Raw genomic sequence first — 21,642 nt, forward strand, 5'->3', positions numbered from 1 at the left:
GCGAATATGGATTTCATATTTGCGTGAGAAAAGCATTTTCATTTTTAGACCACCTATCATAAAATATGATAAAGAAGTGTAGCTTATGAAAATGATTCATAAAAGTTATAACTGGGTAAACATTCTATAACAAATATCGTTATATTGTAGTCCTTCCCAAATCGATTATTATAGAAGGGAGAGGAAGAGAATGGAAATAGAACGCATAAATGAGAATACGTTAAAGTTTTATATTTCTTACCATGATATTGAGGAAAGAGGGTTCAATCGCGAAGACATTTGGTATAACCGCGAAAAAGGGGAACAACTTTTCTGGGAAATGATGGATGAAGTAAACGACGAAGAAGATTTTAATATAGATGGACCATTATGGATTCAAGTTCAAGCTCTAGATAAAGGTTTAGAAATTGTTGTAACAAAGGCTCAAGTATCTAAAGATGGTGAAAAACTTGAGTTTCCTCATGAAGATTTAAATTCATTACAATCTAATTTAGATGACAAATTAGAATCATTAATGGACCAAAACCAAACAAAACGCAGAAAGTCAAAAAAGACTTACCAACCTAATAATAATCATGAGGAAAGTAAAAGCCATTTATCAGATGACCTAGATATTATGGTAACGTTTGAAGATATTGAAGATGTGATTTCTTTAAGCCACTCTCTAACAGATGCTCGTTTTATTGAGGATCGCTTATATGCTTTCGAAAATCAATATTATCTGTATATTGAATTCCCGGAAGGTTACCTAAGCGAAGAAGAACAAGAAAATTATATTAGTCACATCTTAGAATATAGTGAAGAATCGAATATGTCCGTCCATTATTTAATGGAATATGGTCATGAAGTATTTGGGAATAATGCGTTAAAACAATTAAAATCCAAATTTCAACCTCAATAACATTATTTAGAGCACTGACTTTCAGTGCTCTATTTTTATGGATAGAAGTTAGTTGCAAACTGGTAAAAAATTCTGTATCTTTAATTTAGGTCTTAGGTCGATTCGCGGAAAAGGATGAAACAGCATGCTGAAATGGATCCAAGTCGTTATTTTTCTAGTCATAGTATCAGCTATATTTTATCTATCTTATAACATTTGGGAAGGTCGTATTGTAGCGACGTTCTCTATTTTCGTATCTGTCTCAGCTGTACTGATTGGCTTTCTAATTTTTATTGAAAATAGGAATCCCTCGGAGACATTGAATTGGTTATTAGTTTTTGCGGTTTTTCCAGTATTGGGATTCTTTTTTTACGTATTATTTGGCCGGAATTACAAGAAGAAAAAACGTTTCAAAGAAAAACAAGCTATTGACGAGGTGGCGTTTAACCGAGTAGAGGGCCAGCGAGTTATCAGTGATTATGAGCTAAACCAAATGGGTGATCACCAAAAGATGCTATTTCGGTTGGCTCAACATTTAGGAAATTCACCTATATCGTTTAACACAGAAACAAAGGTATTAACGAATGGTCGTGAAACATTTCCAGCCATTATTAAAGCTTTGAAGGAAGCAGAGAATCACATTCATTTAGAGTACTATATCGTACGGGATGATGAGGTTGGTAATGAAATTAAAGATATTCTCATTCAAAAGGCTAAAGAAGGAGTGGAAGTTCGCTTTTTATATGATGCTGTTGGTTGTTGGAAACTTTCAGACTCATATAAAGAGGACTTAAAGAGGGCAGGCGTTCAGATTGAGGCTTTTTCACCAGTTAAATTACCATATATAGGTAATCGGATTAATTTTAGAAACCATCGAAAAATTGTTGTTATTGATGGAAAAGTAGGATTTGTGGGTGGTCTTAATATTGGCGATGAGTACTTAGGAAAAAACAAATATTTCGGTGACTGGAGAGATACCCATTTATATGTTAGAGGAGAAGCAGTTAGAAGCCTTCAAACGATCTTCTTACAAGATTGGAAATATGAAACAGGAGAACATTTATTAAAACCGGAATACTTATCTCCTGAAATTTTAGACGATCACTTCGGTGGGGTTCAAATGATCACAAGTGGTCCTGATAATCAATGGGAGACGATTAAGAAGCTTTATTTCTCCATGATTATTTCGGCCAAGAAATCGATTTGGATTGCCTCTCCATACTTTATCCCAGATGAGGATATATTAACGGCGATGAAGGTTGCAAGTTTAAGTGGAGTAGATGTTAGGTTACTCATGCCAAAACGTCCTGATAAACGTATTGTTTTTCATGCCTCACGTTCCTATTTTCCAGAATTAATGGAAGCAGGAATTCGTATATTTGAATATGAACAAGGTTTTATGCACAGCAAAGTTGTTATTGTTGATCACGAGTTGGCGTCGATTGGAACATCGAATATGGATATGAGAAGTTTCCACTTAAACTTTGAAGTAAATGCTTTCTTATTTAGAACTGAAAGTACGAATAAATTAGTGGCAGATTTTAAAGAAGATTTCCTGAAGTCAAAAGAAATTGATCCAAAAGAATTTAAAAATCGCTCCATTTTTATACGTGTGATGGAATCCCTATTCCGCTTACTTTCCCCATTATTATAAGTGGAAGGGACGAATTTGATGTTAACAGCTATTAATTCTAAAGGTAAAGAAATAAAGGCGTATAACCAATCAAAGTCACAATTAGAGGTTATACGCCAACAACCTCTCTATTGCCCTGAATGCCATCAAAAGGTCATCTTAAAAGCAGGCCTAGTTATGATTCCTCATTTTGCCCATTACAAAAATTCCACATGTCCCAACCAAGGTGAAAGCCAAACTCATTTAAAAGGTAAAATAAATTTATATAATTGGTGTATAAAGCAAGGATTTTATGCCAAATTAGAACATGTCATCCCGTCAATTAAACAGCGGTTAGATGTGTTAGTGAAAATTGCTAATCGATGGGTAGCGATTGAGTATCAGTGTTCACCTATTTCTTTAGATGAGCTACAGAAGCGAACATATGGGATTGCGTCTAAAGGGATTATCCCCTTATGGGTGTTTGGTCCGAATTACTATAACACAAAAATGGGTCAATTATTTTGGAATACAACACTTAGAGCGAGTGTTATGTACAATCAACGAGCTAAACAAGATCAATTGTACTTTTATGATCCTGGCAATGATATTTTTACAATCGCTGCACATTTTTACAGTCAGCGCGCCAAAGCTATAACTCAACTAAGTCGACATTCATTAAAACATATGAGATGGAAAGATTTATTCAGGACAGTCCAGATTTCCCATAAATATCTCTACTATAAGTGGCTAAGAGAGAAAAGATTATTTAGAAGTGGTCAAAGACGGTTCCAAGCAAAGTATGATGAAGAATTTTTGAAACAACTTTATATGCAACACTTACATCCACAAAATCTCCCTTCATGTATTCACTTACCAGTAAGCAATTCTTATCGTTTCTTAGCGCCTAATTATGTTTGGCAAACTCAAATTGTACTTTATCTTACACAATTAACGAGAGAAGATACTTTTTATTGGAATGATTTGACGGCTATAACCCAAAAATATTTTAAAGACAGGATTGTTGCGATTTATCCAAGTCAGTCCATACACCCTCTAACGCATTATCTTGACTTACTCAGTTGTTTAGGTTATATCACTAAAAAAGGTAAAGGTGCTTATCGTAAAGCGAGGGATTTCAATTTTCACCGAACATTAGATACGGCTTTAAAAGAAGATCAAGAAATTATTGAAAAATTATTAAGATTTTAAAAGTTGCCTCATATCTTTTACAGATGACTATTTTTTCTATAAAATAAAAGTGAGGAAAATATTAGGGGAGGTACATACAGTGACAGAAACTGCTACTAGTTTAAAAACAAGAGAAGAGGTACCCGAACATTTAACTTGGGATTTAGAAGCTATTTTTCATAGTGACGAGGATTGGGAGAAAGAATTCGAAGCTTTAAAATTAGATTTTCCTAAGATTGCTCAATATAAGGGTAAGATTTCCGAGACACCTGAAAATCTTTTAGCTGTTTTAAAATTCGAAGATGACATTCGAATTCGACTTGAAAAACTTTATGTTTATGCTCACATGCGTTCGGATCAAGATACAGCGAATAGTAAGTATCAAGATCAAAATGCTCGTGCCCAAAGTTTGGCTACTCATATGATGAGTGCTTTCAGTTTTGTTACGCCAGAAATTTTAGCTATGACAGATGAAGAAATCGAGAGTTTTCTAAATCAAAATAATGAGTTAAAACATTATGAAAAGACATTGCGAGATATAATGAAATCTCGACCTCATGTTTTAAGTGATAAAGAAGAAGCACTATTAGCTGAGGTTCAAGAAGTGGCATCTGCACCGTCGAATGCGTTCGGGATGCTTAATAACGCAGATATTGACTTTCCGACGATCAAGGATGAGAACGGGGAGGAAGTTCAGCTTTCCCATGGACGTTATCGTGATTTCTTAGATTCTAAAGACCGTAATGTGCGTAAAAACGCTTTTGATGCGATGTATGATACATTTGGCAAGTATAAAAATACATTTGCAGCCACATTATCAGGTCAAATTAAAAAAGATAATTTCTTTGCCAAAACGAGAAACTATGAATCGGCACGAGAAGCAGCGTTAGATCGTAACAATATTCCTGAAAAAGTATACGATAATTTGGTTGAATCGATTAATGAACGTTTACCGGCGTTACACCGTTATATGGATGTAAAAAAGAAGGCACTAGGCTTAGATGAATTGCATATGTATGATATTTATACTCCATTAGTCGATGAAAAAATGAGTGTCACGATTGATGAGGCGAAAGATTATGTGCTTAGAGGTTTAGAACCTTTAGGTGAAGAATACACAAGTATTGTTCAAAAAGCATATGATGAACGTTGGATTGACTGGCTTGAAACAAAAGGTAAAAGAAGCGGAGCTTACTCATCAGGAAGTTATTTAACCAATCCGTATATTCTCATGAACTGGCAAGATAACGTAGATAATATGTTTACGCTAGCACATGAATTAGGCCATTCATTGCATAGTTATTATACTCGTGAGAATCAATCTGCGCGATATGGAGACTACTCAATCTTTGTTGCAGAAGTGGCATCGACAGCTAATGAAGCTTTGCTAAATGATTATCTTCTAAAAACTCTAGATGATAAGAAAAAGAAGTTATATTTACTAAATAATTTCTTAGAAGGTTTCCGAGGTACTGTTTATCGTCAAACTATGTTTGCAGAATATGAGCACGAAATTCATAAACGTGATCAAAACGGAGAAGCCTTAACGGCTGAGAAGTTAACGTCTATATACTACGATTTAAATAAAAAGTATTTTGGAGAAGGCGTAGAAGTAGATGAAGCAATCGGTTTAGAGTGGGCAAGGATTCCTCATTTCTACATGGGCTACTATGTTTACCAATATGCGACTGGTTATTCTGCAGCTACAGCTCTTGCGCATAAAATCCTAGAAGAAGGCGAACCAGCTGTTACTCGTTATAAAGATTATCTGAAAGCAGGTAGCAGTGAAGATCCGATTGATGTTCTTAAGAAGGCAGGAGTAGATATGACGACAAAAGCACCAATCTTAGCTGCATTAGATGTGTTTGAAGATAAGCTAAATGAATTCGAAGCCTTATTAAATGAATAAAAGAAGATTCTAAGTCAGTTTTGGAACTTAGATAAGGATATAAATAAGCACTGAGACCTTCAATATTTAAAGGCTCAGTGCTTATTTGTATCGTCTAAACGAATTCTTTTGAAAAATAGAGTAAAAGAAAATGAAGATTACGAGAAACAAAAAAGGAAAGGAGATGATTTTAGGTACTAAATTCATCATCCCAAATAAATTGAATATAAATGCTCCTAATAATAATAATAGCCATAATACAATTGACATCATTTTAAATCAGCCTTTCCATACAGCGCTCTTAATAAATTATTATGGATATGGAAAGGAAATTAGAATAAAAAAATAGGAGACAAGCTCCTAAGTATTAATATACTTCCAGAAAGTTCCGTACTTAACCGGTACTCTTTCAATTTTTTGTTTTAACACTAACTTTTTCAACTCTTTTTCCGCTTGTTCTATAGACCAATCATAAACAACGGCAACTTCTTTAGTTGCTACAAATTCAAAATGACATAAGAAATCTTCTAATGATGGTTTTCTCAATGGCTTCACCTTTTGACCAAGCATTTCAAAAAAAGCTCGTTCATATACATGTGTTTGATAAAGGCCAGATACTCTTAAGCCATCTCCATCATGGCCACGGTTGAACATAACAACTGTTGGCAGTTGTTGTACGTCCATTTCACAAGTTAAGCTCCAGTCACACTTTAAGGCTCGATTCGCCGTATCTGAATGAAGATCTTTCTTAAATTCAATAATATCCAAATTGACTTCTTCAGCAATACTTAATAAAACATTTTCTTCTGATATATTTTGTTTCTCTAAGAACAAGTATTCTTGAACTTTTCTGAGAAACTTAGAACCTAACCTTTGGCCTTGGAATTCTGCTGCTTTAATCGCTAAAGCCACGATGGATGGGGCAGAAATCGGGTTCTCATACCACAAATCACCATCGCAGCTCATACCTGTACGTGAAGCGGTTTTTTCCCAGAGTTTAGCTAATTTTTCTGTTTTTTTGGAAGCATGATAGTTTAAGTTTGTTAGATTACTAGAGACAATGGTTCGTAGTTTAAAGTAACAACCATATTCCATAGCTAGTTTTTTGATGGATGGTTCTAATGACCAACATTCTGGACATAAAGGATCTATAAATACGTACAATTCAATCGGTTTATTGATTAATGAACAAAAGTCAACTTGGGAATTATCATTCGATGTTAGATTGTCCATAACTTCAGATGTTAACTTTCCCACATCGATTCCCCTTTCAAATTATATTATTCTTCTCTATTCATCATATGATTCGCTGTCATCGTTAAACGTTCATAAATAGAAGTTTTATAAGGTTCTTCTATCTCAGCTTCTTCTAACGCACCTGCCATACACTCTAGCCAAGCATCTCGACGTGTAGGTGTAATTGGGAAAGGCATATGGCGTGCTCTTAACATGGGATGCCCATGTTCTTGAATATATAGAGGCGGACCTCCAAAAAATTGAGTTAAGAACTGTTTTTGTTTTCTAGCTGTTTCAGTTAAATCGTCAGGAAATATAGGAATTAAATCAGGATGTTGTCCCACCCTTTTATAAAAAGCTTCTACTAAGCGATCAACTGCTTCAGCACCGCCTATTGCTTCATATATATTACCTTGTTGATAAGCCATGTTAGAAAATATCCTTTCTCGTAAACGAAAATAGTGTATCTAAATAATGGTGAGTTCGAATACTAGGTTAATATTTTTTCTGTATATATTGTAGCAACGCATTAGGGGGCTGGCAAATTATAAGCCTTTAGGCATGGTATTAAAGAAACGCTGAATTTTATTTTCTGCCTTTGCTTGTTTAATAGTATATTGACTTAAAATATCATGGAAAAAGGCTTCACCCTGACTATAAGAAGGTGCTTCAACCTCTAATTCATAGTCTTCTTGACCATTATATACACTATAATCTAGAACTAGTACAATCCCATCTACCTTTTTTTCCAATCTGAATGTCGTTAAACTTCCCATAAATTTTATGTGGCTTTCATCAATATTTAAATGACTCAATTGACTTTTAATATTTTCTTTCAGATTGACATGGTTATTAAACCAGGATTTTGCTTCTTCAGCTGTTAATGAATCGTGTGTTTCTAATAAACCTTCATGACTCGGCTGTTTTAAGGTGGCCACATATTTGGAGCCTTTTTCTCTAACTCTAAGTGCCATCAAATGTTTTTTTAGATAAAATTCGTCTGTCTCGAAGTAGTAATTCGTTTGTTTTTTAGGTTGACTATTTGGAATCCAATCTTGACGTATTTGTTCGTATTGGTGTTTAGTTAATAAGTTTTTGAATTCAATTTCAATTTCTTGCATGGTGATCCCCCTTTAACGGAATACCTTTTTCATTATTATGAGCTATACTTCTTTAGGTTTCAAAAGTTAAGTCAAAATAATTTTGTGATACAATAAAAATGCAACTTAGGAATATTTGGGAAAGTGAGGGGAACGGCCATGAATTGGGAAATATTCTTAGCACCCTATACGCAAGCAGTCGATGAACTAAAGATTAAACTCAAAGGTATGAGAAAGCAATTTGATTATGAATCACGCCATTCTCCTATTGAGTTTGTCACAGGAAGAGTCAAGCCAATATCAAGCATTATTGAAAAAGCAAAAAGAAGAGGAATAGCCATGGCTAATGTGGAAGAAGAAATTCAGGATATAGCCGGGTTAAGAGTCGTTTGTCCATTTGTTGGAGATATTTATGAAGTTGTAGATATGTTAAGATTAAGAAAAGATTTTACGATTGTAGAAGAGAAAGATTACATAGAAAAAAACAAGGAAAGTGGTTACCGTTCTTTCCACGTGATTATATCTTATCCTGTCGAGACGATTTATGGTGAAAAGCGGTTGTTAGCTGAAATTCAAATTCGTACTCTTGCGATGAACTTTTGGGCGATCAACGAGCATTCATTAAATTATAAATACTCAGGTCAAATTCCATTTGAAATTAAACAGCGTTTAAAAAATGCGTCAGAAGCCGCTTTTCGATTAGATGAAGAAATGTCTAAAATTAGACAGGAAATCAGAGAGGCTCAAGAAGTATTTAGACGGAAAAAAGATTAGTGGAAAAGGAGTCGAGGTTATGAAATTCGCAATCCAATGTCGTGGGGATCAAGATTCTAAAGAAATAAAATCTAAATTAAAGAGCTACTTATCTCAATTTAAAATGGAATACAATGAAGAAGAGCCGGATCTATGTATTTCTGTAGGTGGAGACGGCACATTATTAGAGGCTTTTCATCGCTATGTTCACCGTTTGGATAAAACAGCATTTATTGGTATACATACGGGTCATTTAGGTTTCTATGCTGATTGGGTACCAAAAGAATTGGAAAAATTAATTATTGAAATTGCAAGAACGCCTTTTCAGGTTGTCGAATATCCGTTACTCGAGCTAACTATTCGACCTAATGATTATGATCAAGAACATACTTATATCGCTTTAAATGAAATTACCGTTAAAACAGCTGAAGGTTCAGTTGTAGTGGATGTTGAGATAAAAGGTGAGCATTTTGAAACATTTAGAGGAGATGGATTATGTATTTCAACGCCATCAGGTTCTACCGCTTATAATAAAGCACTTGGAGGAGCGATCATTCATCCATCCTTAGAAGCTATTCAAATCACTGAAATGGCATCGATTAATAATCGTGTGTTCCGTACAGTAGGTTCACCACTAATTTTACCTAAACATCATACAGCCATATTAAGACCGAAAAATGAACGCACGTTTATGATTACAATTGACCACCTTAACATGGCATTTAATGACGTCCATACAATTCAATGCCGTGTTGCAAAAGAACGAGTACGTTTTGCTCGTTTTAGACCTTTTCCATTTTGGAAACGAGTTCACGATTCATTCATTTCTGATTCAAGATCGGAGATGTAACGTTATGAGGTTAAATTGGAGAATAAAATCAAAAGATGAAGGCAAGCTCGTTCGTGAATACTTACTTCACGACCGAGCTTTTTCTAATCGATTATTAAAAGATGTGAAGATGTATGGGCATATTTTAGTGGATGGGGAAGCAGTTACAGTTAAATACCCTTTAAAGAAGAATGATAGGCTATGTGTGCATTTACCAGAAGAGAACAATCATAAAAAGATCAAACCAGTCAAAATGGATTTAAATGTTGTATATGAAGACGATTTTTTGTTAATTATTAATAAGCCTAGAGGGTTAGCAGTTTTACCTAATATGAACGATTCCATTACATTAGCAAACGGTTTGGTTGAGTATTTTAAGAAGAACGATATCAAAAGTTCGATTCATATTGTTACACGATTGGATAAGTGGACGTCAGGCCTAGTATTAATAGCTAAAAATCGGTATAGTCATCATTTATTAACTCAACAAAACATTCACCGTGAATATCGAGCCATAGTAGAAGGACATTTAAGGCAAAAAAAGGGCGTTATTGACTTGCCGATTGCTAGAAATCTCCCATCAATTATTGAACGTAAAGTCGATCAAAATGGAAAAAGAGCGATCACCCATTATCAAGTCATTAAAGAAATGGACAATCGCTCCTTTATAAGTGTTCGATTAGAAACAGGGCGTACTCATCAAATTCGAGTACATTTCTCTCATATCGGGCACCCGCTTGTTGGAGATGATTTATATTGTTCTAATCAAATTTTAATCGAAGGACAAGCATTGCACGCAAGGTCTATTCAGTTGATGCATCCCATCAATCAAACACGAATCCATTGTGTTGCTTCTTATCCCGAGGTATTTATAGATTTAGTTTATTGATTATCTGATTCGAACATGAAAGATTTTTGTCTTGATCTAATATTTAACACTAAACCAATGGCTGCCATATAAACTAATAGGGAGGTACCACCGTAACTTAAGAAAGGTAACGGCAAACCGGTTAAAGGTAATAGTTGAATAGACATTCCGATGTTTTGGAATATCTGATAAGTGAACATCCCGACAATTCCAACACATAAATAAGTTCCAAATGGCTCCTTCGTTTCTAAGGCAATTTGTATGATGCGATAAATTAACAAGAAATAAAGAATAATAATAACACTAGATCCGACAAACCCAAATTGTTCAGCAACTGCTGTAAAAATCATATCTGTATGCCGTTCAGGTATCCAAACTTGATAATTCATTGATCCCTTTCCAGAAAGTTGTCCAGACCCAATAGCCATCATCGATTTAATAGCTTGCATAGCAGACCCGTCAGTATACAAGTGGGGATTATCCCAAGCCTTAATACGATCGGCTACGTGGTCAAAAGAAGTCTCATCTTCAATAAAGGATATAAAACCTTCTGGATTTGAAAAATATAATAAAAATAGTGAAGCGACAATCACAAAGGCAGTCCCAAATAGCGTTACAATTGTTCGCCAACGGATCCCTGAAATGACGATTAAAAATCCAGCAATGGATAAAATAACAAGTGATGAACCAATATCAGGCTGGATGGCGATTAATAAAAACATAGGAATTGTAATCGCGATAATCTTTCCCAGTAGAATTAGATCATATTTCAAGTTTTTAGTAGACCATTTTTCATTATGGCTTGTAATAACATGAGCTAATATAACAACTAAAAATACTTTAACGAATTCAGAAGGTTGTAAAGTTGTGCTGCCAAATTTATACCAGCGAAGAGCTCCATTATTTTCCCATGCCCATGGTAAAAAATGAAGTCCAGCTAGCATGAAGATCCCTAAAATATATAATGGCCATGCGAACTTGCGGTAACGATCGAAATCAATTACCATTATGGCTGCTACTCCAATACAACTAACAATAAACCAAATGATTTGTCGTTTATAATATCCTTCAAAAGAGGAGTAAGCTTCACCTAATGTATATAAAGTAAATACACTAATGCCTATAATTAAAACTATGGTTGTTATTAAAAATGTATCTACACGTTGTTGTCGTTGATTGTCCATGTTTATCTCCCTTTAATACTGTTTCTCTCTATAATAATCATACGTTAAAATAGCTTAATTTGAAATAGGGAAAAACTTCTGTTGAGAATAATTAACAAATTTTTTAAAGTTAAGGTTGGTATCAAGAATTATTTTTCTATAAAATATACATATTGAATTCGTCTGAAGGAGGGGTCATGATGGAAATCAAGCAAAACCATAAAAGCTTAGAATACGAACTAATTATAGAGAAAATTAATAGAGCATTAGAGGAAGATTCCATCGATTTGTTTAGGTCAGAATTTCTAGAATTACACCCGTATGACCAGGCGAATATTTTTATAAATTTACCAAAAGAAATTCGTCTTCAAATTTATACTTATCTATCGCCTGATGAGATGTCAGAGATTATAGAGCATTTTGAATTAGAAAATGTAGGGGAAATCATTACGGAAATGAACCCTCGTTTCGCAGCGCAAATATTCGATGAATTATCAACTGATGATGCAGTCGATATTATGAATACATTAGAGCGTAACCAAATTGCAAGCTACCTGACTTTAATGAATAGGGAAGAAGCTCGAGAAATCAAGAATTTACTCCATTACGAAGAAAGAACCGCTGGTAGTATCATGACGACGGAATATGTCGTCGTCAATCAAAATATGACCATCAGGCAAGCAATGTTACATCTAAGAGAAAAAGCTCCAGACGCGGAGACTATTTATTATGTGTTTGTTACAGATGATGATAAACGATTAGTTGGTGTTATATCACTTAGAGATTTAATTATTTCGGAAGAAGAGTGGATTGTTAGTGACATCATGAGTGAACGAGTCGTATATGCATCCGCTGGGGATGATCAGGAGTCGATTGCAAAACTAATGCGTGATTACGACTTTCTAGCATTACCAGTTGTAGATTTTAAAAAACATCTATTAGGAATTATTACGGTTGATGATATTTTAGACGTTATGGATGAAGAGGCAAGTGATGACTACTCTAAATTAGCAGCCGTAACAGATATGGATCGAAATGATTTAAGTGCAGTTGATGCTGCTAAAAAACGCCTTCCATGGCTAATCATATTATTATTTTTAGGAATGATTACAGCAAGTTTAATTGGACAATTTGAACAAACAATTGAACAAGTCGCATTACTAGCCGTATTTATACCTTTAATTGCCGGGATGGCAGGAAATACTGGAACACAAGCACTTGCGGTAACGGTTCGGGGAATTGCGACAGGTGATGCGATGAGTGAAGGAGTTTTAAAACGTTTATTACGTGAGTCGTTAACTGGATTTATTACTGGTATTACTTGCGGAGCCGTCATCATATTAATCGTTGTGGTATGGCAAGGAGTTGACCAAATCTTTTTAGGTTTAGTTGTTGGGATTTCCATAATGGCTTCATTGATTGTAGCCACCATTGCTGGAGCTTTTCTACCTTTATTGATGCATAAAATAAAAATTGACCCTGCAGTAGCAAGTGGGCCTTTTATTACGACGATTAATGATATTATTTCAGTCATCATTTACTTCGGTCTTGCTACGATGTTTATGGAATATTTAAGTTGAAAAACAAAATACTCAATCTTTATTGAATTATCGATTGAGTATTTTTTATTTTTTTTATAAAATAGGACTAGGTACTAATATTAAATCATAAAAATTTGTATAATTTCAGGAGGCGTAATAAATGAATTTTTCGCTAGAAGGCCGTACTTATGTTGTCATGGGTGTTGCGAACAGACGTAGTATTGCATGGGGGATTGCACAATCCTTACATAATGCTGGTGCACGTTTAGTGTTTACTTATGCAAACGAGCGTTTTGAAAAACCAGTACGCGATTTAGCTGACACATTAGACAGAGATGATTCTTTATTTTATGAATGTGATGTCACATCTGATGAAGCTATTGAAAAAACTTTCGCAGATATTAAAAATGATGTAGGGGTTATTCATGGATTAGCCCATTGTATTGCATTTGCGAAACGTGAAGAATTAAAAGGTGAGTTTTTGAATACATCAAGAGATGGGTTCCACTTAGCACATGATATTAGCGCGTTCTCTTTAGCGGCAGTATCACGTGTTGCCAAGGACCTGATGACTGAAGGTGGGAGTATTCTTACTCTTACTTATCTTGGTGGAGAACGTGTTGTTGAAAACTATAATGTTATGGGTGTTGCTAAGGCAAGCTTAGATGCGACCATGCGTTATTTAGCTAATGATCTAGGTAAGTATGGTGTTCGTGTAAATGCTATTTCTGCAGGGCCAATTCGAACTGTATCCGCTAAAGGTGTTGGAGACTTTAACGCGATTTTAAAAGAAATTGAAGAACGTTCTCCACTACGTAAACCAGTTACAAAAGAAGAGGTTGGAGATGCAGCTTACTTCTTAATGAGTGATTTATCAAGAGGTGTCACGGGTGAAATCATTCATGTTGACTCAGGATACAATATCTTAGGATATTAATAATGAGATCTAGACTCTTTCCAGTTAAATGGGAAGGGTCTTTTTGTTTCTTATTAATCATCTCACGTCATTGGGTGTTTGTGCATAAAATGGGTTAGAGTCATATGAAAGGAGTATATCAGATGGAAGATCGTCGTACGAAACCACCTTTATTATATATTGACCAAAATCAGAACTCTATTCCCGAAGTTGAGTCTCAATCAGCTTTTTACAGTGCACATCAAAAAAATTCAAAAGAAAAAGAAGTCAAGGCAGCAAAACGATCCAGTCGAAGCCGGTTTCAATCACTATCAACTCAAGATAAATTAGAATATATTATGAACCTTCAAGAAACATTACCAGTACTTAAATGCCGCTTTTTAACAAAAGAAGGATCTTTAACAGGAACGGTAGAAAAAGCAAATGCTGAGAAAGTTCATTTGATCGTGAGAGAAACACCGAGAAGAAGAATTATCAACGTTGAAGATTTACTGGATATACAAATCATTGGTTTTTAAGCCTGCTTATATCAGCGGGCTTTTATTTTTGGGCTCTAAGGGTATAGGTTACTTTCTGATAAGTTGGTTCTCGTTAGTTTGACGTGTTATAATGCTATAAAAAAATACAGGCCATAAAATGAATGGTTTCCATGGTGGTGCAATTTTTTGATGACAATATTGATTGTTATTTTGTTACTGATTTGTTTAATAAGTATCTATTTAATCAACAAAAAGTTAAATTCATAATTCAAGAACTTAATTTAAGGGATTTTGAAGATCGACATGTTCCTGATTATGATGTTATAGAAAAAGAATGAGAGAATCATTAATTAGTGAATAAATTACATACTTGTTCTTACATTTATTTGAATGTCAAGAACATAAAAAAGGGACTTCGCAAAACTGGTTGCGAAGTCCCTTTTTATAGTGATTAGTTGATAGCATCGACAGCTGGTAAACAAGTAACGTGGCAGAAGCATTTAAGGTCGACATTGATGCAGATTCCTGTAGCTCTTAAGTTCGCTGTTTTTTGATCAGTTGGATCTTTTGGATTTCTGTCAGAATCTGCAGGGTCGCGTAGTAATTCAAGTACTGCACAGCAATCATCGTCTACTTTCTTCACGCGGAAGTAAAAGCTTGCAACTACTGTATTGTTTTGGTCATTCATAGCACCAAAACCTTTGAATGTTTTACATTCACAATATAATAATACAGGAACCGTATCTAATCCTGCTGGAGAGGTTCGATCTCCCAATAAATCCTCAATCGATTGTTTACAGCTTACATCACAATCATGCTCGACGATGTCGTTTTGTGCGTCTACAATTTGACGTAGAATGTCACACACACAGTTTTCTGTATGATCTTTTCCGCGACAAGACATAGTCATTCTCCTTTCTACTCATCTGACCTTTCTTACGTTAATAATCTATGCATAAGACATGGTAGGGTGTGGGCAATTGCCAGTGTTTTGATTTTTTCTTAAAAGGTCTTATGCATTTTCGATATTTTAACTTTATATAGGTCATGTGACCATGCTGAAAATAATTGGTCGAATATACTATTAACGTAAATTTTGTTGGAAGGAGTGAAGGTTTGTGGCTGCGGAGAGAAAGGAGATCAGAGTTAAAGATTTAGTTATTAAGGCAGATAATGTAGTATTCGAACGTCCTGAAAAGGAACATGATTTCTTCTGGGGACCTCGCAGACGACGTAGAGACGAGGAAATGGAAACGACAGAAGAAATGAAAGTAGAAGACATAGAAGAAGAGAATGATTCAGATAAAGAAGATGAGGATCGTCGTCCACCATTCTTCTGGATATAAGTTATATGGTTTAGGAAAGAACTCGTATGAGGTCATGCGGGTTCTTTTATCTCAAGGAGGATAATTGATGAAATGGCTCAAAGATCTTGAAAAAATTCTTTTAGAAATAGGAAAGCATACAGAAGAGAAAAATAAAAAAGAATACGACAAACTATTAGACTGGGAAAAACAACTATCAAAGGATGAAAAACAACTTGAAGACTTTGGTAAGAAAATGGAAGAGTGGTTTAAAGAATAAAAACGGACACATAGCTCTTACAATTTACGAATAATTTTATAAAAATAGGGAATTCGTAAATAAAGGAGGGGTGTTGATGGGATATTTACTACCGGTTGATTTTCACCAATATAGTCAATATCAAAGCCGTCACATTTCTAATAAAAGAAGGTCAAATGTTGCTTTAGAACGTGTTTTTAGAACGGAATTTCAAGAGATTAAGAGACATAATAGAGAAAAACAATTTAACCATAAACCTACATCTGGGCAAAAAAATTCCGTTTACCAATCCGACCGTTCAAAATATGTCTCTAAAAATCCCGAAGAGTTAGCAGAAATAACAGGAAAAGGTCAGCATTTTAGCGAATCAATATAATAATAGGATCTCTTAAAGGAGTCATATTCATGGAAATGAAGCAGCTCAATGACCAATGTTATGTGTTCTGTAGCTCTGTCAATGTAGGTTATGTAAGAAATCATGACCAAGGAATGCTGATTGATGCCGCGATTGACCGATCTGCTATTCGTAAAGTTGTACGTCAATTAGAAGAACAAGGACTACCGATTACTCATTTGTTTATTACACATGCACATGCTGATCACTATGGCGGTGCATCTTATTTAGTTAAAAATTATGGTGTAAAAATTATAGCCCCGACATTTGAGTCCGTAATTTTAGCAAACCCCATCTTAGAACCAACCTATCTATTCTCTGGTAATGATCCTTTAGATGAACTTCGCAACAAATTTTTAGAAGGTCCACCTATTAAAATAGATATAGAAGTGAATGAAGGACAACACCAAGTCGACCGTTTTCATTTTGAAACGATTGCTACTCCGGGACATAGTTATAATCAAATGGCTTTAAAAGTAAATGGTATTTTATATGCTGCGGATAGTTATTTCGGTAAAGATGAACTTCACAAACATAAGATTCCATATATTACGAGTGTAGAAAAGACACTATTAAGTTTGGAAAAATTAAAAAATGTCCAAGCGGATGGTGCAGTACCTGGACATGGTTTATATGAAATAGATTTTAAAGAGACGATTGATAAAAATATAGAATATCATCAAGATTTATTACATAAGGTATACTGTATTATTTTAGACAAGCAAACTATCTCACACGAGGAACTCGTATCGGTGTTTTGTGCTGATATGGGCGTGAAAAGCTCTTCGTTAGGTCCATTTTTATTGTTTAAAACTGCTGTAACAGCTTATTTAACTGCACTAATTAATGAAGAGAAAGTCAAGCACTACATTCAGCATTATCGCTGGATGTTTAAAATAAATGGAGAGGAAGGATCTTAGTATGGCATCACATACAATCCTTCCTCTTTGTGATATTCTGCATACATAACGTCTTCTAATGTTAACCCTTGTTTATCGATCTCTTCTAAAATTTGGCTTTGATCCCACTCTATTTCAGCTATATTTTCTTGAAGTAATTCACCATCTGAAATAACTGATATTGGTAGTATCGTTTCCCTAGGTGTTGCATTAAAAAATGCATTTGTAGGGGTTTGATAAATATATTTTTTTAAGACGTTAATGGAGCCATCTGTTTCAAATATAGCGTACTCGACCTCTTGTATTGAAAAAACATCTTTATCTCTTAACAGATGCATTAATTGGTTCATATCTAATTTACATTCTTTCATAATATCGCGTTGTATTTGCCCACGTCGAATCACCAATGAAGGTTTTCCTTCAAGGTATGTTCTGGTTCTTCTAAATTTTTGTGTGAACCATTCTGTTACATAAATAAACGTTCCCCAAATAGCAACTGCAAATAAAATCATAGATATACCCACTTCTGGGTCGAATAAAGCATTTCCAACTAATTCACCTAATACTAGTGCGGAAATAAAGTCAAAGGCAGTAATCTGTGTAATTTGTGATTTACCTAATACTTTTGTTAATACAAATAAAGCGGTAAATCCTACTAAGCTTTCAACAAATATTCTAAGAAAATCCAAAAGTGTCACCTTCCCCAGTCCTATGTCAAATGTCTCTTAAACATTATAGGCAAGGACTAAGGTTCTCATACCTAACAAAAATTAAAAAAACTGACACGCTATTTAGCGAGTCAGTTTAATTCTTTAACCATCGTAACATGTGGTATACCAGCATCCATAAATTCATTAGAAATGGTGTGATACCCAAGTTTTTTATAGAAATCTTCTGCATGAGTTTGAGCATTAAGTTTTGATTTTGATACATTTTGTTGAGTTAAGTATTGCTCCATTGCTTCAATCATCTGAACACCATAATGTTGTCCACGGTGATCTTTTAATACACAGATGCGTTCAAGTTTTCCCGAATCATCAATAATTCTTAAACGACTTGCAGCAATTGGCTGATCATTGAGGTAACCTACAAAATGCACCGCATCGCCTTCATGTTCATCAACTTCAATCTCTGGTGGTACATGTTGTTCTTCAATAAAGACTTTAGTTCGAACTTGATAAGCGTCTTCCAATTGTTTTTTAGATTGCACTTGATTGACGTTCATGATTAATTTCCTAACTTAAAGGTTTCATATACAGTCCATGAGCCATCTTCTAACTGATATAACAATTGGAAGCGATCAATATGGTCTTTTAAGTCAAACTCTAACATTCTCATACTTCCATATACATCTGAATGCTCGTCCTCTGATAATTCTTGACTAATGGTAATGTGAGGGACGAAAGCAAATTGTTGTGATTTAGGAAGCTTCCCTTCGTTCATACGTTTATTGAGTGTTGTTAGGCTTTCATTTGGTTCTACCTTTAGATAAACGGTATTTGTCACAGGACTGAATGAACTTACTTTTTTAATTTCGATATCGAATGGTTCAATTTCTTTTGCGATTTTTTCAAGTTCGGATGTAAAATCATTAATTTCTTCTTTTGTTGCTTCAAAACGCTCTTTTAAGGTAATATGCGGTGGAATTTTATTATATCTGGGATCATACCTTTTGCGGTAAGAGTTTGCGAGATCTTGGATTTCTTTTGATGGAAAAATAGCAATACCATATTTTAATGTTGACATGATTAATCCCTCCTAAATTATAAAACTGCACGATTCTACAAAATCTAATATCTATTATAACAAAAAACGAAATCATTTTTCTTCATTCAAAAGGCTTAATTTCCAAAAATTTGTTTTAAAGCTTCAGGTAAGTCTTTTTGCCACTGTTTCCAAGTGTGTTTACCTTCGAGTTCTTTATAAGTATAATCATTTACTTTTTCTTTTAAAATGCCATGTAGTTCACGATTCGGTGTTAAGAAATCATCCTGTTCTCCTTTAGTAGTTGGAACTTCGGTTTCATCTAAACCGATTGTGTGATAGATGGACATATTTTGAATCTCTGAAGAATGGTTGACCGCTTTTATCACTTGATCATCTACATATGGCGATTGCATAATGATTTTGCCAAAATTGTTCGGATATTTAAGAGCGGTCATTAACGAAATAGTTCCGCCTAACGAATCTCCCATTAAAACTCTTGTAGAACCGACATGATAGCTTGGTAATTCACGGTCGAGCATAGGAAGAGCTTCGAAGACTAAAAATTTCATATAAGCTTCATTTTTTTGGCCTTCGGGGTGATATTTATCCCAACGGTCGTAACGATCTTTATAGTGAATACCAACGAAAATGGTATTTTCAATTTCTTTTTGCTCATGTAACCGATCACTGACAGTGGCAGCTCGTCCTAATTGATAGTAATCATTACCATCTTGCATAATACAAATGTGATATTTGTATAGAGAAGAGAAATTCTTAGGTTTATAAATTTTGACGACTAGTGTTTCATCTAAATAGTCACTGTTAATTTCCTTATCTAACATCGTACCCTGTCTTCCCAAAATTAAAACCTCCAAAACGTCTAGTTGAATATAGAACTTTCAAAATAATTTTATCACAATTTCTTTATTAATCTAATATTAAGACATGATCGATTATTTTCTGAATATTTAATAAGTCTATACTTGTCTAGTGATATAATGTAGATATAAGGAGGAATCATGATGACGATTCATTCACATATAAGAAGTCAAGACGTTGAAAGAGCTGCTCGCCAGCGTTTACATGAACGCGGAGTATCCATAAAAGATGTAGCAGAAGTAGTGTTTAAGATGCAAGCACCGTATAACGATACTTTAACGATGGAAGATTGTATCGAAAGTGTTGATCGTGTCCTTGAAAAAAGAGAAATTCAGCATGCGATTTTAGTTGGTGTCGAATTAGATGTTTTAGCAGAAAAAGGGCTGTTATCAGAACCATTACAATCATTAATTGCACAAGATGAGGGATTATTTGGAGTGGATGAAACAATTGCCTTAGGTGCCGCGTTAGGCTATGGAAGTATTGCCGTTACGACTTATGGTCATTTAGATAAACAGAAGGTAGGTGTCATAGAAAAGCTAGACACTAAGGAAGGGGAACGCTGTCATACATTTTTGGATGATATTGTAGGGAGTATTGCTGCGAATGCTTCAAGTAGAATTGCTCATCGTCATCGAGATATACAGGATGGAATGAGTGATGAAGATATAGTTTTACGTGATGAGGAAGATCGTTTATAACTGATTAGATTAAAAACCCTTTTCGCGAGAAATGCTATAGCCTGCATATTGTCCGTGAAAAGGGTAGATATATTAAAGGTAAGGTTAAAGTTCGAACCATTAAAGAACTCTTAACGCAATTTCAATAGCTCGATTAAGGTCTTGTTGGGACCAGCTTGAAAGTTGAGGTTGCTGAATCGCCATTTCATGTGAAGGTGGTATATGAATAAAACCAGCTCTGTAATTAAGTCCATTAATTTTTGCATAGTGAAGTGCATGATACATGACATTATTACATAAATAAGTTCCTGCTGTATTCGAAATAGAAGCAGGATACTCCTTTTGTTTCATTTCGTCCACCATATCTCGAATGGGCAAAGTTGAGAAATACCCATCTGGACCATTATCAAATATTTTTTCTCCAGCAGGTTTATAACCTTTATTATCCTCAGGTCCATCGTTACAATTAATCGCAATTCTTTCAGGTGTAATGTGTTTTCGATTTCCAGCAAGGCCAAGTGCGACGACCACATCTGGTTTGACTTCTTTGATGGCTTGGATCATTTCACTTCCTGACTGGCTAAAGTCAACGGATAAAATTTTACTCGAGATTTCATATTCTTGAATTGACTTTCCGTCTAAGCCTTTCGCTACTTCCATGGTTGGGTTGGTCTTAAAGTTTAAAAATGGTTCAAACCCGGTCAGTAATAGTTTTTTCATCATAACTCCCCCTTATAATAGTCTTAAAAACCTAATTGTTTCAGTAATTGTAAATATTTAATTTGATTGTAATGTACTCAGTTTCATTACAATTCTTGTATGTAATTTACTTGGTTCAACAATTAATTGTCGAAATTTCTTGAACCGTGAACGATTACCCCCTCTAATTTTTCCTATAGATTTTTTGGCTTTAAGTCAATACATAACTTCACCAACTTTAAGTTTAGTCATTTCAATTCACAAAAATCCAACATTTGTTAATGGCGAGGTCATTTTGTACCTCAAATAAAGCTAATGATGATTATTTAAGAAAAACAACTAGTACAGACTTGCCAATTATTATA

At 34.6% G+C, this 21,642-nt stretch carries 26 protein-coding genes; 15 read left to right on the forward strand and 11 right to left on the reverse strand.

From position 1 onward, the window contains the following. The first annotated feature begins 190 nt into the window (after positions 1-190). From mecA to pepF, 4 genes are all read left to right on the forward strand, one after another. Positions 191-901, forward strand: a complete 711-nt coding sequence (gene mecA, locus BMY57_RS03020) for an adaptor protein MecA (RefSeq protein WP_091772550.1) — start codon at positions 191-193, stop codon at positions 899-901. Positions 902-1,025: 124 nt separating this feature from the next. Continuing rightward, positions 1,026-2,534: a cardiolipin synthase gene (cls, locus tag BMY57_RS03025; RefSeq protein WP_091772551.1), complete on the forward strand. Its 1,509-nt coding sequence runs from the start codon at positions 1,026-1,028 to the stop codon at positions 2,532-2,534. An 18-nt stretch (positions 2,535-2,552) separates the two neighbouring features. Beyond that, positions 2,553-3,704 (forward strand): competence protein CoiA, encoded by a 1,152-nt coding sequence (locus BMY57_RS03030; RefSeq protein ID WP_091772552.1) that lies wholly within the window; start codon positions 2,553-2,555, stop codon positions 3,702-3,704. A gap of 79 nt (positions 3,705-3,783) precedes the next feature. Beyond that, positions 3,784-5,592 carry an oligoendopeptidase F gene (gene pepF, locus BMY57_RS03035; protein ID WP_305728827.1) on the forward strand — a complete coding sequence of 603 codons (1,809 nt, stop codon included), beginning with the start codon at positions 3,784-3,786 and terminating at the stop codon, positions 5,590-5,592. Positions 5,593-5,673: 81 nt separating this feature from the next. Here the strand turns inward: pepF and BMY57_RS16605 are convergent, their stop codons facing one another. From BMY57_RS16605 to BMY57_RS03055, 4 genes are all read right to left on the reverse strand, one after another. Then, positions 5,674-5,844 carry a hypothetical protein gene (locus tag BMY57_RS16605; protein WP_501037446.1) on the reverse strand — a complete coding sequence of 57 codons (171 nt, stop codon included), beginning with the start codon at positions 5,842-5,844 and terminating at the stop codon, positions 5,674-5,676. 87 nt (positions 5,845-5,931) lie between these two features. Then, a complete protein-coding gene (locus BMY57_RS03045) occupies positions 5,932-6,828 on the reverse strand; it encodes a ClpXP adapter SpxH family protein (RefSeq protein ID WP_277673472.1) in 897 nt (298 codons plus the stop codon). Between the two features lie 23 nt (positions 6,829-6,851). Next, the gene (locus BMY57_RS03050; protein ID WP_091772555.1) at positions 6,852-7,235 is read right to left on the reverse strand and encodes a globin domain-containing protein; all 384 of its coding nucleotides are present in this window, start codon (positions 7,233-7,235) and stop codon (positions 6,852-6,854) included. 117 nt (positions 7,236-7,352) lie between these two features. Further along, positions 7,353-7,928: a CYTH domain-containing protein gene (locus BMY57_RS03055; RefSeq protein ID WP_091772556.1), complete on the reverse strand. Its 576-nt coding sequence runs from the start codon at positions 7,926-7,928 to the stop codon at positions 7,353-7,355. A 138-nt stretch (positions 7,929-8,066) separates the two neighbouring features. Between BMY57_RS03055 and yjbM the strand changes: the two genes are divergently transcribed. From yjbM to BMY57_RS03070, 3 genes are read left to right on the forward strand one after another with little or no spacing between them, the layout of a single operon-like run. Continuing rightward, positions 8,067-8,681, forward strand: a complete 615-nt coding sequence (gene yjbM / locus BMY57_RS03060; protein WP_091772557.1) for a GTP diphosphokinase — start codon at positions 8,067-8,069, stop codon at positions 8,679-8,681. A gap of 19 nt (positions 8,682-8,700) precedes the next feature. Next, on the forward strand, positions 8,701-9,510 hold the full coding sequence (locus BMY57_RS03065; protein WP_091772558.1) for an NAD kinase: 810 nt from the start codon (positions 8,701-8,703) through the stop codon (positions 9,508-9,510). Positions 9,511-9,514: 4 nt separating this feature from the next. Beyond that, positions 9,515-10,378, forward strand: coding sequence for an RluA family pseudouridine synthase (locus BMY57_RS03070; RefSeq protein WP_091772559.1), 864 nt, complete (start codon positions 9,515-9,517; stop codon positions 10,376-10,378). Here BMY57_RS03070 and BMY57_RS03075 read toward each other — a convergent pair. Continuing rightward, positions 10,372-11,541 (reverse strand): FtsW/RodA/SpoVE family cell cycle protein, encoded by a 1,170-nt coding sequence (locus BMY57_RS03075; RefSeq protein WP_091772560.1) that lies wholly within the window; start codon positions 11,539-11,541, stop codon positions 10,372-10,374. The two genes, BMY57_RS03070 and BMY57_RS03075, sit on opposite strands and share 7 nt — an antisense overlap. Before the next feature lie 179 nt (positions 11,542-11,720). Here BMY57_RS03075 and mgtE point away from each other — a divergent pair, with 179 nt between their 5' ends. The 3 genes from mgtE to BMY57_RS03090 all read left to right on the forward strand — a co-directional run bounded on the left by mgtE (position 11,721) and on the right by BMY57_RS03090 (position 14,495). Continuing rightward, complete coding sequence (gene mgtE, locus BMY57_RS03080; protein WP_091772561.1) at positions 11,721-13,100, forward strand: magnesium transporter; 1,380 nt, start codon at positions 11,721-11,723, stop codon at positions 13,098-13,100. A gap of 121 nt (positions 13,101-13,221) precedes the next feature. Further along, positions 13,222-13,998, forward strand: coding sequence for an enoyl-ACP reductase FabI (gene fabI, locus BMY57_RS03085; RefSeq protein ID WP_091772562.1), 777 nt, complete (start codon positions 13,222-13,224; stop codon positions 13,996-13,998). Positions 13,999-14,120: 122 nt separating this feature from the next. Then, a complete protein-coding gene (locus tag BMY57_RS03090) occupies positions 14,121-14,495 on the forward strand; it encodes a CotO family spore coat protein (RefSeq protein WP_177176314.1) in 375 nt (124 codons plus the stop codon). Positions 14,496-14,907: 412 nt separating this feature from the next. On the opposite strand, the gene BMY57_RS03095 is transcribed toward BMY57_RS03090, so the two are convergent. Then, positions 14,908-15,360 carry a CotY/CotZ family spore coat protein gene (locus tag BMY57_RS03095; RefSeq protein WP_091772564.1) on the reverse strand — a complete coding sequence of 151 codons (453 nt, stop codon included), beginning with the start codon at positions 15,358-15,360 and terminating at the stop codon, positions 14,908-14,910. 214 nt (positions 15,361-15,574) lie between these two features. Here BMY57_RS03095 and BMY57_RS03100 point away from each other — a divergent pair, with 214 nt between their 5' ends. The 4 genes from BMY57_RS03100 to BMY57_RS03110 all read left to right on the forward strand — a co-directional run bounded on the left by BMY57_RS03100 (position 15,575) and on the right by BMY57_RS03110 (position 17,333). After that, positions 15,575-15,802 (forward strand): hypothetical protein, encoded by a 228-nt coding sequence (locus BMY57_RS03100; RefSeq protein ID WP_091772565.1) that lies wholly within the window; start codon positions 15,575-15,577, stop codon positions 15,800-15,802. A gap of 67 nt (positions 15,803-15,869) precedes the next feature. Beyond that, positions 15,870-16,040 carry a hypothetical protein gene (locus tag BMY57_RS16005; RefSeq protein ID WP_175615394.1) on the forward strand — a complete coding sequence of 57 codons (171 nt, stop codon included), beginning with the start codon at positions 15,870-15,872 and terminating at the stop codon, positions 16,038-16,040. 76 nt (positions 16,041-16,116) lie between these two features. Next, positions 16,117-16,395, forward strand: coding sequence for a hypothetical protein (locus BMY57_RS03105; RefSeq protein WP_091772566.1), 279 nt, complete (start codon positions 16,117-16,119; stop codon positions 16,393-16,395). Positions 16,396-16,424: 29 nt separating this feature from the next. After that, a complete protein-coding gene (locus BMY57_RS03110) occupies positions 16,425-17,333 on the forward strand; it encodes an MBL fold metallo-hydrolase (RefSeq protein WP_091772567.1) in 909 nt (302 codons plus the stop codon). On the opposite strand, the gene BMY57_RS03115 is transcribed toward BMY57_RS03110, so the two are convergent. The 4 genes from BMY57_RS03115 to BMY57_RS03130 all read right to left on the reverse strand — a co-directional run bounded on the left by BMY57_RS03115 (position 17,330) and on the right by BMY57_RS03130 (position 19,879). Then, entirely contained in the window at positions 17,330-18,010 is a 681-nt protein-coding gene (locus BMY57_RS03115; RefSeq protein ID WP_338157641.1) for a DUF421 domain-containing protein, read from the reverse strand. The two genes, BMY57_RS03110 and BMY57_RS03115, sit on opposite strands and share 4 nt — an antisense overlap. A 101-nt stretch (positions 18,011-18,111) precedes the next feature. Then, complete coding sequence (locus tag BMY57_RS03120; RefSeq protein WP_091772569.1) at positions 18,112-18,537, reverse strand: GNAT family N-acetyltransferase; 426 nt, start codon at positions 18,535-18,537, stop codon at positions 18,112-18,114. 2 nt (positions 18,538-18,539) lie between these two features. After that, positions 18,540-19,058, reverse strand: coding sequence for a YjcG family protein (locus BMY57_RS03125; RefSeq protein WP_091772570.1), 519 nt, complete (start codon positions 19,056-19,058; stop codon positions 18,540-18,542). A gap of 95 nt (positions 19,059-19,153) precedes the next feature. Continuing rightward, a complete protein-coding gene (locus BMY57_RS03130) occupies positions 19,154-19,879 on the reverse strand; it encodes an alpha/beta hydrolase (protein ID WP_091772571.1) in 726 nt (241 codons plus the stop codon). A 159-nt stretch (positions 19,880-20,038) separates the two neighbouring features. On the opposite strand from BMY57_RS03130, the gene BMY57_RS03135 reads away from it, so the two are divergent. Then, positions 20,039-20,599 carry a phosphatidylglycerophosphatase A family protein gene (locus tag BMY57_RS03135; RefSeq protein ID WP_091772572.1) on the forward strand — a complete coding sequence of 187 codons (561 nt, stop codon included), beginning with the start codon at positions 20,039-20,041 and terminating at the stop codon, positions 20,597-20,599. 99 nt (positions 20,600-20,698) lie between these two features. Here BMY57_RS03135 and BMY57_RS03140 read toward each other — a convergent pair whose 3' ends face one another. Further along, positions 20,699-21,298: a pyroglutamyl-peptidase I gene (locus BMY57_RS03140; protein WP_091772573.1), complete on the reverse strand. Its 600-nt coding sequence runs from the start codon at positions 21,296-21,298 to the stop codon at positions 20,699-20,701. Positions 21,299-21,642 lie beyond the last annotated feature (344 nt).

The sequence above is a fragment of the Piscibacillus halophilus genome (genome assembly GCF_900110685.1).
Classification (GTDB): Bacteria; Bacillota; Bacilli; order Bacillales; family Alkalibacillaceae; genus Piscibacillus; species Piscibacillus halophilus.